We start from the raw sequence: 15812 nt of genomic DNA, 5'->3' as shown, positions 1-15812 counted from the left end.
CGAATACAGATATTATAAAGTATAGAGAAATAGATGTCAAACTTTTTTTGATTCTCTTCGTTCTAAGTCTTTGTTTAAAAGTTCTAAATAATGCACAAAAACACCGTTGTTAGTTGAAATCTGAAAATAAGGGTCTAATTCATCATATCGAAAACTCTTTCTTCCTCCATTCAATCCCCGTTCGTAAAAAAGAATTAAGGTTTCAAAAGTTAAATAATAAAACACATCAGGCTCTGAAAAATAAATAAGTAAAAAAGAGATTCCACCTTGCTCTTCAAATTCAGTCATAAACTTAATTTGATGTTCATGAATATTTTGAAGTGGAAATGTTTTCGTATTGCATTCTTTCGCATCAAAACAAACTGGGATTCCTTGTACCGTTCCAATATAATCAACCGTACTTTTTTGTTCAAAATAGGCAAGTGTAATGTGTCGATTCGTTTTATCAATATTAATCGGCTTAATTGGTGTAGGAATCTTCTGAATTAAAGCTAGTTTATTAACTCTATATTTATCATTTGTCAAATTAATAAGTTCTTCTAACGTGGAACCTCGAAGGCCCCTTGAATTCCATGACGGCATCCACTCACCCCCTAGAATATATCTTTGATTATCTTTTCAAAATAATCAGGTAATTTTGCCGTCATTTCTTTACCTGAAAGATTACTAAGTTCACCTTCTAGTTCAGGAAAAATAATACGATAGGAATGCAAAAGCTGATGCTTTAATTTATAATTCTTTCGAAAGAACTCATTCGTGGATACGTTTCCGTATTTTGTATCACCTATGATAGGATGTCCTATGCTTTGTAAATGTGCACGAATCTGATGAGTACGTCCAGTTATTAGTTTTACACTAAGTAAAGTATAATTATCACCAATCTTTACAGGCTCATATTCTGTCTTAATGTAGTTCGCTCCCTCTGAATCCTGTTCACTTATACTCACTTTATTTGTTTTCTCGTCTTTAGAAAGATAACCTTCTATCATCTGCTTCTTAGTTATTACACCTTTCACAATACAATAATAATACTTATGAATGGTTCTATCCTTGAATATCTCAGCCATTGTTTGTAATCCAATTAAACTCTTACCAGCTACTACAATCCCACTCGTGTTACGATCAAGACGATTGCTAATTCCAGGCTTAAAGCTTTGTAACTCCTCCTTTTGAATCTGATTTGTATCTAATAGATAAGAAATCAGATATTCAACTAAGGAAACATCATTCGCTTCTGCTTTCTGAGATAACATTCCTGCTGGTTTGTTAATAATTAATATATTGCGATCTTCATACACAATATCAAGATTATGTTCCACCTTCGTTACAATAAGCTCGCTAAAGTTATCAATTGTCTCATCTGATAAGAATAATTTGATTTCATCGCTTAATTCAAGCTTTTCAGAACCTTCTGCTTTCTTTCCATTTAGCGTTATATTTTTTTTACGTAACATTTTATAGATAAAGCTCTTCGGAGCCTTATTCAGATATTTCACTAATAACTTATCCAGTCTTTGACCAGCTTCGTTACTTGATACTATTATATTTTTCATAAGTATCGTATCCTTTCTAATTTTGGATTCAAGAGTCAAAAACTTTATTTAAGTTATTGAGTGTATATCGCTATATAGTTATGAATTTTTGCTACCTTTCCCTCAAGCACCATATTTTTTACAAGCCTCATTACAAGTAAAAATACTCACTCACGCTCCTATTTTCACTTTGAGTCTTGACAAAATATAAACGATACTTTCGGCCGGACTACGCAAAAATTAATAACTATATATCAATATACACAATGTAGGTTAAGAAAGGCTTTTAACCTTGAATCATATTAGGTATTTTATAAATATAAAGGAAAGGAAACAAATCAACTTATATCTGTTCCTTTCCTTATCTTTATATATATTTAATTATTTACTTTTTGATTTATGGACATTACGAATAGATTTTTTCTTTCTTCCTGCGCCATTTCCTTCATTCCGATTACTTCGGTCTGTTGACTTTCCGTTTTTCTCATGAAATCTATCTGTCTTCTTATTATCTTTATTATCTTTATTTTTAGTATTGTTTGGCTTATAGTTAGTATTTCTACCTTTATTTCTATCACTACCTGATTCATTGGAATCCTTATGATACTTAGCATTTTGTCTCGGTCTGATTAGGCAGTTCTTATCAAAGCCTATTAAATCCGTTCTATGAGCCTGTGTTAGAGCTTCCACTACCAGATCATAATTCTTTGGATTACGGTATTGAATCAATGCTCGTTGCATTGCTTTTTCATGTGGTGATTTTGGTACATATACTTTTTTCATTGTTCTAGGATCCAATTCTGTATAATACATACAGGTTGATATCGTAGATGGTGTTGGATAAAAGTCTTGTACCTGTTCTGGCATATATCCAAGATCTCTTAAATATTCCGCTAAAGCAATTGCTTCTTTTAATGTGGACCCTGGATGAGAAGACATAAGATAAGGGACTACGAATTGTTTTTTTCCAACCTCTTCATTTGTCTTCTTATATTTATTTATAAATCTTTCATACACCGCATTTTCTGGTTTACCCATTAACGATAAGACTGGGTCTGCGATATGCTCTGGCGCAACTTTTAACTGGCCACTAACATGATGTTCACATAATTCTTTGATAAAAGTATCATCCTTATCATTAATCAGATAGTCAAAACGAATACCTGAACGAATAAATACTTTTTTTACATTTGGTAATTCTCTTAATTTACGAAGTAAACTTAGGTAATCACTATGATCAATCTTTAGATTCTTACATGGTTTTGGGAACAAACATTGTTTATTAATACATGCTCCATGTTCCTTTTGCTTATCACAAGCTGTGTCTCTAAAGTTAGCAGTTGGTCCACCAACATCATTGATATATCCCTTGAAGTCCTTATCCCAGATAAGAAGTTGTGCTTCATTTAATATCGATTCGTGACTTCTTGTCTGAATAATTCGTCCTTGATGGAAAGTTAATGCACAGAAACTACATCCTCCAAAACATCCACGATTATTAACTAAACTAAACTTTAATTCTTCAATTGCAGGTATTCCACCTTGCTCCTTATAGATCGGATGAAAATCTCTCATATAAGGCAAGGAATATACCCTATCCATCTCACCTTGTGATAATGGCTTTGATGGGGGATTCTGCACAATATACTCATTTTCCTTGTATTGCTCTACTAATCTCTTGCCCGTAAAAGGATCTGTATTACAATATTGCATATAAAAACTCTTGGCAAATACTTCTTTACTCTCTACTATTTGTTGGAAGGTTGGAAGCGTTACCGCATCATATACAGAGGATAAATCTTTGGCTTTATAGGCTGTACCATTAATAAAAGTAATATCCTGTATTGCAATTCCACTATTAAGGGCATCTGCTATCTCTACAATAGAATGTTCTCCCATACCATAAGATATGATGTCCGCTTGCGAATCAAGTAAAATTGAACGTTTTACACTGTCACTCCAATAGTCATAATGCCCAAGTCTTCTTAAACTAGCTTCAATACCCCCAATGATGATTGGTGCATCTTTATATACTTTTCGAATAAGATTAGAGTATACAATAGTCGCACGATCTGGTCTTTTTCCCATCTCACCACCTGGTGTATACGCATCCACTTTTCTTTTCTTCTTCGCTACGGTATAATGATTAACCATCGTATCCATATTACCACCACATACTAAGAAGCCAAGTCTTGGCTTACCTAGGATTGTGATACTATTCTTATCTTTCCAGTCAGGTTGTGCAATTATACCAACCTTGTAACCATTTGCTTCAAGAACCCTACTGATGATTGCAGGTCCAAAAGAATGATGATCTACATAAGCATCTCCAATGATGTATACAAAATCAACTTCCTCCCATCCCCTTTTATCCATGTCCTCTTTACAAATTGGTAAAAAATCTTTTATCATGTTTATACCTTTGCCTTTCAATATGCAATGACCTATCCAAAAACTTTAATAGATCTATAAAAAAGGTTAATAACATTATTCCATCTTTATGTTATCATCCTCTTTACCAAATCACTTTTTCAAACTCAATAGTTCCTCTTTCGTAAGCTCACGATATTCACCTACTGCTAGATTCTCATCTAATTTGAGAATCCCCATCGATAATCGTTTTAGATAAATAACCTCTTTCTCTACCGCTTCAAACATTCTCTTAACTTGGTGGAATTTTCCTTCATAAATTGTTAGTTCTATCTCTGATATCTCATCTGATTGTAATATCACAAGTTCAGCCGGCAAAGCCTTAAAATCTTCAGATATTACAACACCTTCTCTAAATATTCTAACATCTTCTTCTGTTACAACACCTCTTACCTTAGCATAATATACTTTTCCAACATGCTTTTTTGGTGATAATAATTGATGTGTAAGCGCTCCATCATTAGTAATCAGTAACAAGCCTTCGGTATCTTTATCTAATCTTCCAACTGGAAATAAATCCTTACGAGCTGCACTTTCAATTAAGTCTATCACAGTGTCACAAGTATTGTCTGACGTTGCAGATACAACTCCAGCAGGTTTATTTAACATATAATATTCATAGCTAACATATCCTACCTTGTTATGATCAAACGTAACAAGATCCTTATTAATATCAATTTTCTTTTCGGGTTCTTTGACAATCACATCATTCACTGTGACTCTTCCCTTTTTCATATAAGTCTTCACTTCGCTTCTGGTTCCAATACCCATATCGCAAAGATATTTATCAAGTCTCAATACTTCTTTCATTATAGCCATCTCCAGCCTGCTTGGTACTTATTCTTTAAAGTTTGTCCAATTACTTTGCCCCATCCAAGTGGGTAACCTTCTACACAGATTAGATACCAGCCATTTTTATGTTCTTTGTTTAACTCTATTGTTTCACATTTTAAGTATTTGATAACATCATTTTCTTTGCTATCCAAGTCAATGATATTATTAAAATCTACCTTACTTAATCCCATAGCAAAAGATTGGCTAGGTTCAAACCGTTTTTTTTTAATTTCTCCGAGAAAGAATCCACCTCGAATGATTCGAATTCCCTTATCCGGTATATTAACATCTGGGTTGTAATATATTTTATCTTCTCTAAGAACAAATCGATCCTCATCAAAATCAAAATTAATATCCTTAAGAAATTCATAAAATTCTTCTGGTAATTTTACTTTCTTACCTATATATCTATCCTCTGTCGCTTCTATAAGAGAATCCTTTTTTTTACGAAGCAATGCTAAGAAATGGCCCTCTCCCTCAATCTTATGCGGCCATAGTCTCACACATCTCTTTAAATCCTCTCTACCATTAATCCATTCTGGTCTTCCTGTTGCAAACCCTTCCTTCATTGGTATCTCTTCAATGCTAAAATCAGGTCTTTCATTCAACAAATGTTCAATTGTAGCCTCATTTTCTTCTGGTGAAAAAGTACAAGTTGAATATAGCAACATACCTCCTGGTTTTAACATATCAGCTGCATTCAGAATAATTTCTTTTTGAAGTTCGCTATAGTATTCAACACCTTGATTCTCCCAGTTCTTCACGATAGTAGCATCCTTACGAAACATACCTTCACCAGAACAAGGCGCGTCAACAAGTATTTTATCAAAAAACTCTGGAAAGAATTTCTTTAACTTAACTGAATCTTCATTCGTTATTACAGCATTTCGAATTCCATATAACTCAACATTCTTAAGTAGTGCTTTTGCTCTTGAATTACTTATATCATTCGTTACCAATATGCCTGTACCATTTAATTTTGCAGCTAATTCCGTGCTCTTCCCTCCTGGGGCAGCACAAAGATCAAGTACTTTATCTCCCTCTTCTATCTCTAATATACTAGCTGGGGTCATGGCACTTGGCTCTTGTATATAATATAACCCTGCATAATAGTAGGGATGTTTTGCTGGTTGATCACTTAAATTATAGAAATATCCATTTGGTATCCAAGGTATCTTTCTAATCTCGAATGGACATATTTTCTCAAATTCCTCTGTTGATATCTTAAGGGTATTTACTCGTATACCACCATAACGTGTATCTTCAAAAGTCTTTTTATATAACGGGAATTCCTCTTTTAGTAATTCCATCATACGGTCTTCGAATTTCTTTGGTAAATTCAATTCTTCTTCACTACTTTCTATATTTAATGTTCAATATAACGATATTTTGCCACTTCCTTATGCCTATTTGCGATTACTTAACACAGAACGTTTTCCTAACTTACTAATTTAAACTTTGTGCTCTATAGCCTTCGGATATAATATCTAATTGTTTACTAAAACGTTCTAACTGCTCTAAATCACCACTTTGATATATCTGGAAGAATTCATCTTGAATCTTTACTACTTCACGTTTATTCGCCATTTTATATAAATTCTGAATATTGGTTAAGATATCAGCAACAATATTTGCTTTAATCTTAAATGAGTTCTGTGCATCCATAATTTCATCACGGACAACAGACATCTCTTCATCAAGTACTATAATTGCATCAGCTGCTTTTGATAACCTTGTCCGAATATGTTCCGGCATGTTACCCTTATATTTATATTGTAATGAATGTTCAATTGTTGCCCAGAAATTCATAGCTAAGGTACGAATCTGTATCTCGGCTTGTATTTTCTTAACTCCATGAAGTGTATTTACATTATAGTATATAATCAGATGATAACTTCGATATCCACTTTCTTTCATATTGGCGATATAATCTTTTTCACTTTTAATTTCCATATCACCGCGTTTTTTAATTAATTCAACAACTTTATCGATATCTTCAACAAACTGGCATATAATTCTTATTCCAGCAATATCCTCAATCTTTTCTTCAAAATATTCAATATCAATTTTCTTTTTCTGTGCTTTTTCTAATATACTAGAAATTGATTTTACCCTTCCATCAACCTGCTCTATTGGCGAATAAGCACCAGCATTTCTATACTCGGATATAATATGCCTAAACTTAACTACTAGCTCATCAACCGCCAACACATAAGGATCTAGTATCTCTCTCCATAATTGTATCTCCATATAACCTCACTCCTTACACCTAGAATTCTCTAGCCTAGATATTATACCATAAAAACTAGAGAATTGGTGAATAATTTTCTAATAGAATTAAGGATCAAAAGTCTTATTTAATTTATTAAGTGTATATTGCTGTATAATTATGAATTTCGGCTACCTTTCCTTCAAGTATCATATTTTTTACAAGCCTCAAAATAAGTGAAAATACTCACTCACGCTCCTATTTTCACTTTGAGTCTTGACAAAATATAAACGATACTTTCAGCCGGACTACGCCAAAATTCATAATTACACAACAATATACACAATTTAGATTGAGTAAGACTTTTTAGTTCTATTTCTAATAATAATAACTCAATTTATATGAAGACAAATATCGCAGTATCCAATATGGATTTACGCTTACTTCCTGGTCCTTATAGTCAAAATAGATTCCGACATGCAAATGTACATCAAAGTTACCTACCGTTCCTTCTACTTTGCTATATCCTGTATCACCCATAAAACCTAATAGCTGCCCTGGCATAATGGTATCTCCAATTTTTAATTCTGGAGCATAAGAATATAAATGAGCATAATAGAAATATGCTCCGTTTTTTGCGCGAATACCAAGACGATAACCGCCTTGTTCGAGCCATCCTTTTTTCTCTACAATTCCTTGCGAAATACTTAACACTGGGAAATAACCTCTCACATTGTTATCACTCATAATATCAGTTCCTTCATGAAATCGTTTTCCACCATATGTTCTTGAGTTCTTCCATGAATCATCAAAATTAACATATATCTTATTTTTCTTATTAATTGGAATAGGAAAATAGGAAAGATCAGAAAAGACGCATTGGTAGTACTGGTATATTTCTTTAAATTTCTTATTTTTCAAATATTTATTATATGGTTTCAAATTAGTAATTATATGTGCATTTTTGTCAATATGATAATGATGATATATCATATTAAAAGTTAGTAATTCTATAAAATCTACATTCTTATCTTTCGCTTTCTCTTTTATGTATTGTATTTTATTATTTGCGATATCTATTTCACGAAATTCCTCTAGTTTGAATTCTATAGCTATGAATCTGCTATGAATGGATTGATTTCTCTGTAAATCTACTATCAAAGTAAGAATGCAGTTGACGAAGATTACTATTCCCATTATCATAACTACTGATTTCTTAATATTAACTTCTGTGTTCCTCTTATTTATGTTTTTATTTATATTATAATTTCTTTTTCTCTTTTTTCTGACAGAAGATAATTCATTTTTCATATACAGATCACCTTTTCTTTGCATTATAAAGCTCTGTAATTATATGCTTTGTAATTATATGCTTTTAGGAATTCGTACATGACTTTCGGCGAAAAACAAATAATTAAAAAAGCAATAGGATACCTTAATATCCTATTGCCTATCGTTTATTCAAATATTCTATATTTAATATCTTTTCTTACAAACAGTGTCCGTTCATTAATGTCCTTGACCTTCTAATACTTGGCCATCCGAACTTGGTGCTTCTGTTTGTTGTGGAGCTTCTGTTGCTGGTGTTTGTGTCTCAGCGGGAGCTTCAGTTGGTGTTGGTGTCTTAACTGGTGCTACAGTAGGTGCTGCAGTCTTGGTAGGGGCCTTTGTTGGCTTAGCAGTAGCAGCTGGAACCGTAGTTTCAGGAGTATCTGTTGCTGTTGGCTTTGCTGTTGCAACAGGTTTTGTAGTTGGTCTCGCTGTAGGTGTCGCAGTTCTAACAGGCTGAGGTGTTGATGTAGTTGTAGAAGTTGTTCCACTTGATGAATCATTATAATTACTTGAATCATTAGAACTTGGAAGTACTTTTACATCACTCTCACCAAATAAGAATTCATGAAGTGCTTTTACATTATCAGCAACGGTATCCATCATTAATACAGACATGCTTCTAACAGTTGCTGGCTTGTAACCATTATCAATTGGTATTCTAAAAGTCTGTAATTGATCTACACCTAATGTTGCTAAAGTAGAAATATATCCAATAATCTCGTCCTTTGTTAAATCAGTAGTAACTAAAGGAAGAATCTTTGGTAACATACCCACCATATCTGTAGCACTTAACTTTTTATATTTTTCAAAGATTGCATTAAGAACAATTCTTTGTCTTGATGTTCTACCAAAATCATCTCTAACATTTTCACCAGTCTTAACATGTCTAACTCTAGAATAACCTAATGCTTGGTTACCATTTAAAGTTTGCAATCCTGCCTTAACATGACGATATTGCTTTTTAGAAATATAATTTGTATGATTTAAATAATGAGCCTCTTCTTGTGTAAGTGTTATATCAACACCACCTAATTCGTTGATGATATTTTCAAAACTCTTAAAATTAACGAGTACGTAACCATCCATCTCAACCTGGAAGTTCTGTTTTAATGTTTCATAAAGTAACTGAATACCACCAAATTTATAAGCTGCATTTAATTTATTATCACTATATCCTGGTATCTGAACATAAGTATCTCTCATTAATGATGTTAATGAAAGTGTTTTCTTCTTAACATTAATAGTAGCAATCATCATGGAATCGGATCTACCACGACCATTATCAGCAATTGCTTCCTCACCAACTAAAAGGATATTAACAACTCCTTCTTTTCTTGTATTTGCAAGGATTGATTGCCATTTAACATCATTAGGGTCTACCACTTCATTATCTTTCGATATATTATCTTTATCAAACGATTCTGCGATTAGTTTTGCATTCTTACCATCATCATAATTTATTAATCCTAACAGATTATTAAAATATAATAATGCTCCGATAATAACTACTAGTAGAACTCCTCCAATTCCACAAGTTATCTTAGCCCACTTAGGAAATTTCTTTTTTGGTATATGATCTAAATCCTCTGTGTCATAATCATCATCCAAGTCGTCTTCATCATCTAATTCATTGGATACTTGTTTTGCTAAAGATGCATTTATTTCATTTAAAGCATCATCCTCATTATTAATAAAGTCATCTTTATCAATAAAATCATTTTCATCTATCTTGTTGTTTCTCATTCTTATGCTCCTACTTTTATGATATTTTAATACAATCACGACGGCTCTACTTAGATTATTTAAAACTTTATTATAAAACCATGAATAAAATTCTAGTTCATTATATCACAATTTATGTACATTGGTAGTGTTTTTTGAACTCAGATAGCAATTTTAAGAATTTCTTAATTTTTCTATATTTATTTTGTAATTATTCTAAATCATGTACCTTATTTATTTCTGACTATATGGCCATTTTCATCTATCGTAATGTGATAAGACAAATTTGTGATATATTTATAAAAATCTTCACGCATCTTTTTAAGCTCTAGTTCTTTGGTCTTAGCATTTTCTGCAAAGCAGGGTACTATAGATACCACGATATCATTATCTTGATCTATATTCATTTCTAAAAGTGCCGTTTTCTGAATCGAACTATAAAATATAAAATTACCTAAACTGTAGATTATTGGTTTATTCTTATAATATTCAATTCCTTGTAATACATGTGGATGGCTTCCAATAATAACATCTGCACCTGCGTCAATATACTGTTTTGCTAAGCGTCTTTGGTAATCTTCTGGACTAGTCTTCCTTTCAATACCCCAATGAACATAGACAATTACAATATCATTTGACCGCTTTGCTTCCTGAATAACTGAAAGCAATGTGGTTGGGTCATAAGTAGTCAATAGTCCAGGACTAGTATAAGTTGCATTCCATTTAGCAACTGGAATTACTCTAGATGCACCAATGATCGCAATTTTCTTGCCATGAATATTATATTGTTGATATTCTTTCGCTTTACTTATATTCGCTCCAGCTCCAACATGCCTAATTGATGCAGCATCAAGTGTATTTATACTATCTAATAAAGCTTCTGTTCCGTAATCGAGAGAATGATTATTTGCTAATGTTACAATATCAATCCCCATGTCTTGAAATATCTTAACATAATGTGGTGCAACTCGGAAGGTGAATTGCTTATTCTTCATCTTAACTCCGCGATTACTAAAGCTAAATTCCTCATTTGCCATTGCAATATCAGCATTCTTTAGTTTACTTAGTAATTGCTTCGATAAGATACCTTCAATTCCACTCTTATTATATTGACTTAATACATAATCAGATAAAAAAATATCCCCTGTAAAGACTAGATTAATATCATTTGCTTTACTTTTTGTATCTTCTATCGTAGCCTTACCTATATCTTTCTTCTGATTAACAACATCGGTAGTATTCTTATTGAAAGAATTATTATCTTTCTCTTTTTTAATATCTTCTCTATTCTCATTAATATTTAAATCAGAGGTTGAATCTTCTTGTATCTGGCCATTTTTTTCCGTTTCGTTAGAAAATACAGCCTGAGACCTACTCTCAAAGGCTGTATTTTTCGTTTCGTTTGATTGAATGAATATTAATAAAACAATAATTACAACTATTAGACTACTGTTTAATAGTGCGAGAAATATTATTTTCTTCTTCATTCTTCTATTCCTTTATTCCTTTAAACTCCTCCAAAACCTTTAAAACGTAGTCATAAACTCGCTTCGTTGATGTTATGTTTAGTCTTTCCTTTGGTGTATGAACATCAAACATATCTGGTCCTAAGGAGATAATGTCAATCCCGTCTAATTTTGAAGCAATGATACCACATTCAAGTCCAGCATGAATTGCTTGAATCTCTGGTTTTTTACCATACATTTCTTCATATACTCGAACTGAAAGTTCTCTTAACTTGGAGTCTTTTTTATATTCCCATGCTGGATATTCTCCTGATGTTGAATAAGCACCACCAAGCTTAGTAATTAATGTTTCTAATTTCTTACTCATAAATTGTTTGTAAGAATCAACAGAACTTCTAACTGCATAACCAAATACTGCTTGATTTTTTTCAATATGAAAAATACCAAGATTTAATGAACTCTCAACTAATCCTTTAATATCAGCACTCATTGTCTGAATACCATTTGGTGCAAATAAGATCATGTGAAGGATTTGTACCATAGATTCAGCTGTGATTACATTTTCCTCACTCTTATCACCTACATGATAATCGATTTCCAAGTGTGGCTCACTAGTAGCAAGCTCTTTTTTATAATGATCAATTTGTTCCTTCAATGCACCTTCAAATCTTGCTTTGTCACTTTCTTGAATTAATAAAGTACAAGAAGACTCTCTTGGTATTGCGTTATCTTTACCACCACCACATAAGTCTATTGCGTGAAAAACGATATCTTTTTCTAATTCAAATAATAATCTTCCCATCAATAATGTAGCATTGGTACGATTTTTATCAATCTCTGAACCTGAATGTCCACCCAATAAGCCTTTGATTGCAATTGATACTTTAATACCAGTCTCTTTGCTATATTCTAACGGTAACTTTGCAGTCGCTGTAAGTCCACCTGCTGCACTACTTAAAAGAATACCTTCTTCTTCAGAATCAATATTAAACATGTATTTACCACGAAGTTCCGTAGTATCAAGGCCGATTGCTCCATCCATACCAATTTCTTCATCTGTTGTAAATATGGCTTCAATGCGTGGATGCTTGATCTCATCCGATGATAAAATGGCTAACGCATATGCAATTGCAATGCCATCATCTCCACCTAGGGTAGTCCCATTTGCACTAATAAAATCATCTTTTACAACTAGTTCAAGCCCTTGTGTTAAAAAATCATGATCTATATTGCTATCTTTTTCACATACCATATCCATGTGACCTTGTATAATGACAGTTGGACATTCCTCATATCCACTAGTTGCCTCTTTTGTAATAATAACATTAAGAACTTCATCTTGCTTATAATTAAGTCCATGTTTTTCTGCAAAACTAACTAAGTAATCACTAATCTGTTTATTATTTCTTGAGCCTCTAGGAATTGCACTAATTTCTTCGAAGATTTGAAAAATTCCTTTGTATTCAATATCTTTTAACATTGAACTCATATGGCACCTCGTTTCTCACAAAATATGTGACTATATTCTGTCACTATGATTCTAATTAATTTTTAAAGCTATGAATTGGAGCTGGTATTCTACCACCACGGTTAACAAAATTATCGCAACTATAAGGATTTACAGGCATTACTGGAGCATATCCAAGTAATCCTCCAAACTCTACCATATCTCCTACACCTTTTCCGATTACTGGTATAATACGCACAGCAGTTGTCTTTTGATTAATCATACCGATTGCCATCTCATCAGCAATGATTCCTGAGATTGTAGTTGCTTTAGTATCTCCAGGAATTGCAATCATGTCTAAACCTACAGAACATACGCAAGTCATTGCTTCAAGCTTTTCTAAAGTTAATGCTCCAGCTTGCACGGCATTAATCATTCCTTGATCTTCACTGACAGGTATGAAAGCTCCGCTTAGACCACCAACATAAGAGGAAGCCATAACTCCACCCTTCTTAACTTGGTCATTCAATAAAGCTAATGCCGCTGTTGTTCCTGGTGCTCCAGCATATTCTAAACCGATTTCTTCTAAGATTTCAGCAACACTATCACCAATTGCTGGCGTAGGTGCTAATGATAAGTCAATGATACCAAATGGAATATTAAGCATCTTAGAAGCTTCTTCTGCAACAAGTTGTCCAACTCTAGTTACTTTAAAAGCTGTCTTTTTAATAGTCTCACAAAGAGTTCCAAAGTCCGCTCCACGTACAGATTCCAAGGCAGTTTTAACAACTCCTGGTCCGCTTACACCAACATTAATAATAGCGTCAGCTTCTGTCACACCATGAAATGCTCCTGCCATAAATGGATTATCATCTGGTGCATTACAGAATACTACTAGCTTCGCACATCCTAGGGAATCATTTTCTTTTGTATTATCAGCTGTTTTAAGAATGATTTCTCCTAATAATTTTACCGCATCCATGTTAATTCCACATCTCGTAGAGCCTACGTTTACGGAACTACATACTCTCTCAGTTACTGCAAGAGCTTCAGGAATTGATTTGATTAGGTATTCATCACTTGTTGTCATTCCTTTTGATACAAGCGCAGAATAGCCGCCGATAAAATTAACTCCAACTTCTTTAGCAGCTCTATCTAAAGTTTTCGCAATTGTTACATAATCTTCTGGTGATTTACATGCTGCTGCACCAACTAGTGCAATTGGAGTGATAGATATTCTCTTATTTACAATCGGAATACCGAATTCTCTTTCAATTTCATTACCAGTTGAAACTAAGTTCTTTGCTACTCTTGTAATCTTTTCATAGATTTTACGATTTACTTCCTCTAGATTATCGTCGGCACAATCTAATAAGCTTATCCCTAACGTGATTGTTCTTACATCCAGATTTTCTTGTTCAATCATTTTATTTGTTTCAATTACTTCATGTAAATTAATCATAAGACACGTTTCCTTTCTAAGCTAATTATAGACGATGCATGCTGTCAAATATATCTTCACGTTGTACACGAATGCTAACTCCGATTTCATCACCAATTTGTTCCAGTTCAACTAATAATTCATCAAAACTTTTTGGAGCTTCATTAATATCTACAATCATCATCATATTAAAAAACCCTTGAACAATAGTCTGTGATATATCAAGGATATTTACTCTATTATTTGCTAAGTACGTACATACTTTTGCAATGATACCTACACTATCTTTTCCTACTACTGTAATAATTGTTTTCTTCATTTAAAAAACCTCCTGAAATTGTGATATTTTTTAACTTTGTCATATAGAATTGAGAACTCTTTATAAAATATTATTTTAAATGTTATTATATATTAATAAATCTATAAACATTTATACATCATAAAACAATTTTTAGACATTATGAAACAGTTACGAAAAGAGAAGGTTCCTCTCTATTAGCTACGCTTAAGTGAAATGGATTACTTGAGTATTCTGTATTTTGTTCCAATTCAACTTTAACTGTCTCGTAAGCTAGTTCTGCATAATTATTCTCTTTACTAAGATGTCCAAGAAAAACATGCTTTAAATTCGAATTCATAATCTTGCTGATTAATTTACCAGAATTCTCATTCGATAAATGTCCTCTGTTTCCAAGAATTCTTTGCTTTAGGTAATAGGGATAAGCACCTACTTGCAACATATTAATATCATGATTTGCTTCTAACAATAATGCCTCTAATCCAGATAATTTTTCTATTATATACTCATTATAAGTGCCTAAGTCCGTTGCCATTCCTATACGATGTCCATCCTCTTCAAAAGTATAACAAACAGGATTGGCTGCATCGTGTGATATTGAAAAAGGCTCAACTTTAATGTCATCAATAAGAAATGGTTGATCTGGCTCTATCATATGTAGTAATCCATCTGGAATTCTACCTACACTCTTCGTTTTTAATATCGCATTTATCGTTTCTGCAGTTGCATAAATTGGTGTTTTATACTTTCTTGATAAGACACCTATTCCACTAATATGATCAGAATGTTCATGTGTCACAAGAATTGCACTAAGCTTCTCTGGATTAACATCAATGCTTGTTAAACCATCTACAACTCTCTTACCACTAATACCAGCATCGATTAAAATATTTGTATCTTGATTGCCTACATAGATACAATTTCCACTGCTTCCACTTGCTATACTACATAAATTCATCGTTATCTTCCTTTTTCTGATAAAATCTCAAATCATTATATCATACCTATTTCTAATTATCTATAAAAAAATGAAATGATCCCTATATTATTTATAAATATACATAATAAATACATATTTATAAATAAGAACCATTTCATTTA

General features: G+C 32.6%; 13 protein-coding genes. All 13 read right to left on the bottom strand.

The window, feature by feature from the left end; genetic code table 11:
* Positions 1 to 36: 36 nt before the first annotated feature.
* Entirely contained in the window at positions 37 to 582 is a 546-nt protein-coding gene (locus bsdtb5_RS09405) for a Holliday junction resolvase RecU (RefSeq protein ID WP_271715759.1), read from the bottom strand.
* An 11-nt stretch (positions 583 to 593) separates the two neighbouring features.
* Positions 594 to 1553 carry an RluA family pseudouridine synthase gene (locus tag bsdtb5_RS09400; RefSeq protein ID WP_271715758.1) on the bottom strand — a complete coding sequence of 320 codons (960 nt, stop codon included), beginning with the start codon at positions 1551 to 1553 and terminating at the stop codon, positions 594 to 596.
* 360 nt (positions 1554 to 1913) lie between these two features.
* A complete protein-coding gene (locus tag bsdtb5_RS09395; RefSeq protein WP_271715757.1) occupies positions 1914 to 3944 on the bottom strand; it encodes a YgiQ family radical SAM protein in 2031 nt (676 codons plus the stop codon).
* 111 nt (positions 3945 to 4055) lie between these two features.
* On the bottom strand, positions 4056 to 4781 hold the full coding sequence (locus tag bsdtb5_RS09390; protein WP_408628613.1) for a pseudouridine synthase: 726 nt from the start codon (positions 4779 to 4781) through the stop codon (positions 4056 to 4058).
* Positions 4772 to 6139: an RsmF rRNA methyltransferase first C-terminal domain-containing protein gene (locus tag bsdtb5_RS09385; RefSeq protein WP_271715755.1), complete on the bottom strand. Its 1368-nt coding sequence runs from the start codon at positions 6137 to 6139 to the stop codon at positions 4772 to 4774. Before bsdtb5_RS09385 ends, bsdtb5_RS09390 begins: the two co-directional genes overlap by 10 nt.
* A 103-nt stretch (positions 6140 to 6242) precedes the next feature.
* Positions 6243 to 7046 (bottom strand): GTP pyrophosphokinase, encoded by an 804-nt coding sequence (locus bsdtb5_RS09380; protein ID WP_271715754.1) that lies wholly within the window; start codon positions 7044 to 7046, stop codon positions 6243 to 6245.
* 337 nt (positions 7047 to 7383) lie between these two features.
* The gene (locus bsdtb5_RS09375) at positions 7384 to 8316 is read right to left on the bottom strand and encodes a M23 family metallopeptidase (protein ID WP_271715753.1); all 933 of its coding nucleotides are present in this window, start codon (positions 8314 to 8316) and stop codon (positions 7384 to 7386) included.
* A 198-nt stretch (positions 8317 to 8514) separates the two neighbouring features.
* The gene (locus bsdtb5_RS09370; protein ID WP_271715752.1) at positions 8515 to 10080 is read right to left on the bottom strand and encodes an LCP family protein; all 1566 of its coding nucleotides are present in this window, start codon (positions 10078 to 10080) and stop codon (positions 8515 to 8517) included.
* A gap of 209 nt (positions 10081 to 10289) precedes the next feature.
* On the bottom strand, positions 10290 to 11546 hold the full coding sequence (locus tag bsdtb5_RS09365; protein WP_271715751.1) for a CapA family protein: 1257 nt from the start codon (positions 11544 to 11546) through the stop codon (positions 10290 to 10292).
* A gap of 4 nt (positions 11547 to 11550) precedes the next feature.
* Positions 11551 to 13014 carry an aminoacyl-histidine dipeptidase gene (locus tag bsdtb5_RS09360; RefSeq protein ID WP_271715750.1) on the bottom strand — a complete coding sequence of 488 codons (1464 nt, stop codon included), beginning with the start codon at positions 13012 to 13014 and terminating at the stop codon, positions 11551 to 11553.
* A 55-nt stretch (positions 13015 to 13069) separates the two neighbouring features.
* Positions 13070 to 14434 (bottom strand): PFL family protein, encoded by a 1365-nt coding sequence (locus bsdtb5_RS09355; protein ID WP_271715749.1) that lies wholly within the window; start codon positions 14432 to 14434, stop codon positions 13070 to 13072.
* 25 nt (positions 14435 to 14459) lie between these two features.
* Entirely contained in the window at positions 14460 to 14732 is a 273-nt protein-coding gene (locus bsdtb5_RS09350; RefSeq protein ID WP_271715748.1) for an ACT domain-containing protein, read from the bottom strand.
* A gap of 139 nt (positions 14733 to 14871) precedes the next feature.
* Positions 14872 to 15669, bottom strand: coding sequence for an MBL fold metallo-hydrolase (locus bsdtb5_RS09345; RefSeq protein WP_271715747.1), 798 nt, complete (start codon positions 15667 to 15669; stop codon positions 14872 to 14874).
* Between the last annotated feature and the right edge of the window lie 143 nt (positions 15670 to 15812).

The sequence above is a fragment of the Anaeromicropila herbilytica genome (assembly GCF_016591975.1).
In the GTDB taxonomy this organism is placed as follows: Bacteria; Bacillota; Clostridia; order Lachnospirales; family Lachnospiraceae; genus Anaeromicropila; species Anaeromicropila herbilytica.
The sequence above is the reverse complement of the archived record's forward strand: the minus strand, read 5'-3'. Positions and strand labels throughout refer to the sequence as shown.

Bases quoted from the DNA above. Each gene is read 5' to 3' on its own strand.
- bsdtb5_RS09405 (WP_271715759.1), bottom strand. From the start codon at position 582: ATGCCGTCATGGAATTCAAGGGGCCTTCGAGGTTCCACGTTAGAAGAA.
- bsdtb5_RS09400 (WP_271715758.1), bottom strand. From the start codon at position 1,553: ATGAAAAATATAATAGTATCAAGTAACGAAGCTGGTCAAAGACTGGAT.
- bsdtb5_RS09395 (WP_271715757.1), bottom strand. From the start codon at position 3,944: ATGATAAAAGATTTTTTACCAATTTGTAAAGAGGACATGGATAAAAGG.
- bsdtb5_RS09390 (WP_408628613.1), bottom strand. From the start codon at position 4,781: ATGGCTATAATGAAAGAAGTATTGAGACTTGATAAATATCTTTGCGAT.
- bsdtb5_RS09380 (WP_271715754.1), bottom strand. From the start codon at position 7,046: ATGGAGATACAATTATGGAGAGAGATACTAGATCCTTATGTGTTGGCG.
- bsdtb5_RS09375 (WP_271715753.1), bottom strand. From the start codon at position 8,316: ATGAAAAATGAATTATCTTCTGTCAGAAAAAAGAGAAAAAGAAATTAT.
- bsdtb5_RS09370 (WP_271715752.1), bottom strand. From the start codon at position 10,080: ATGAGAAACAACAAGATAGATGAAAATGATTTTATTGATAAAGATGAC.
- bsdtb5_RS09365 (WP_271715751.1), bottom strand. From the start codon at position 11,546: ATGAAGAAGAAAATAATATTTCTCGCACTATTAAACAGTAGTCTAATA.
- bsdtb5_RS09360 (WP_271715750.1), bottom strand. From the start codon at position 13,014: ATGAGTTCAATGTTAAAAGATATTGAATACAAAGGAATTTTTCAAATC.
- bsdtb5_RS09355 (WP_271715749.1), bottom strand. From the start codon at position 14,434: ATGATTAATTTACATGAAGTAATTGAAACAAATAAAATGATTGAACAA.
- bsdtb5_RS09350 (WP_271715748.1), bottom strand. From the start codon at position 14,732: ATGAAGAAAACAATTATTACAGTAGTAGGAAAAGATAGTGTAGGTATC.
- bsdtb5_RS09345 (WP_271715747.1), bottom strand. From the start codon at position 15,669: ATGAATTTATGTAGTATAGCAAGTGGAAGCAGTGGAAATTGTATCTAT.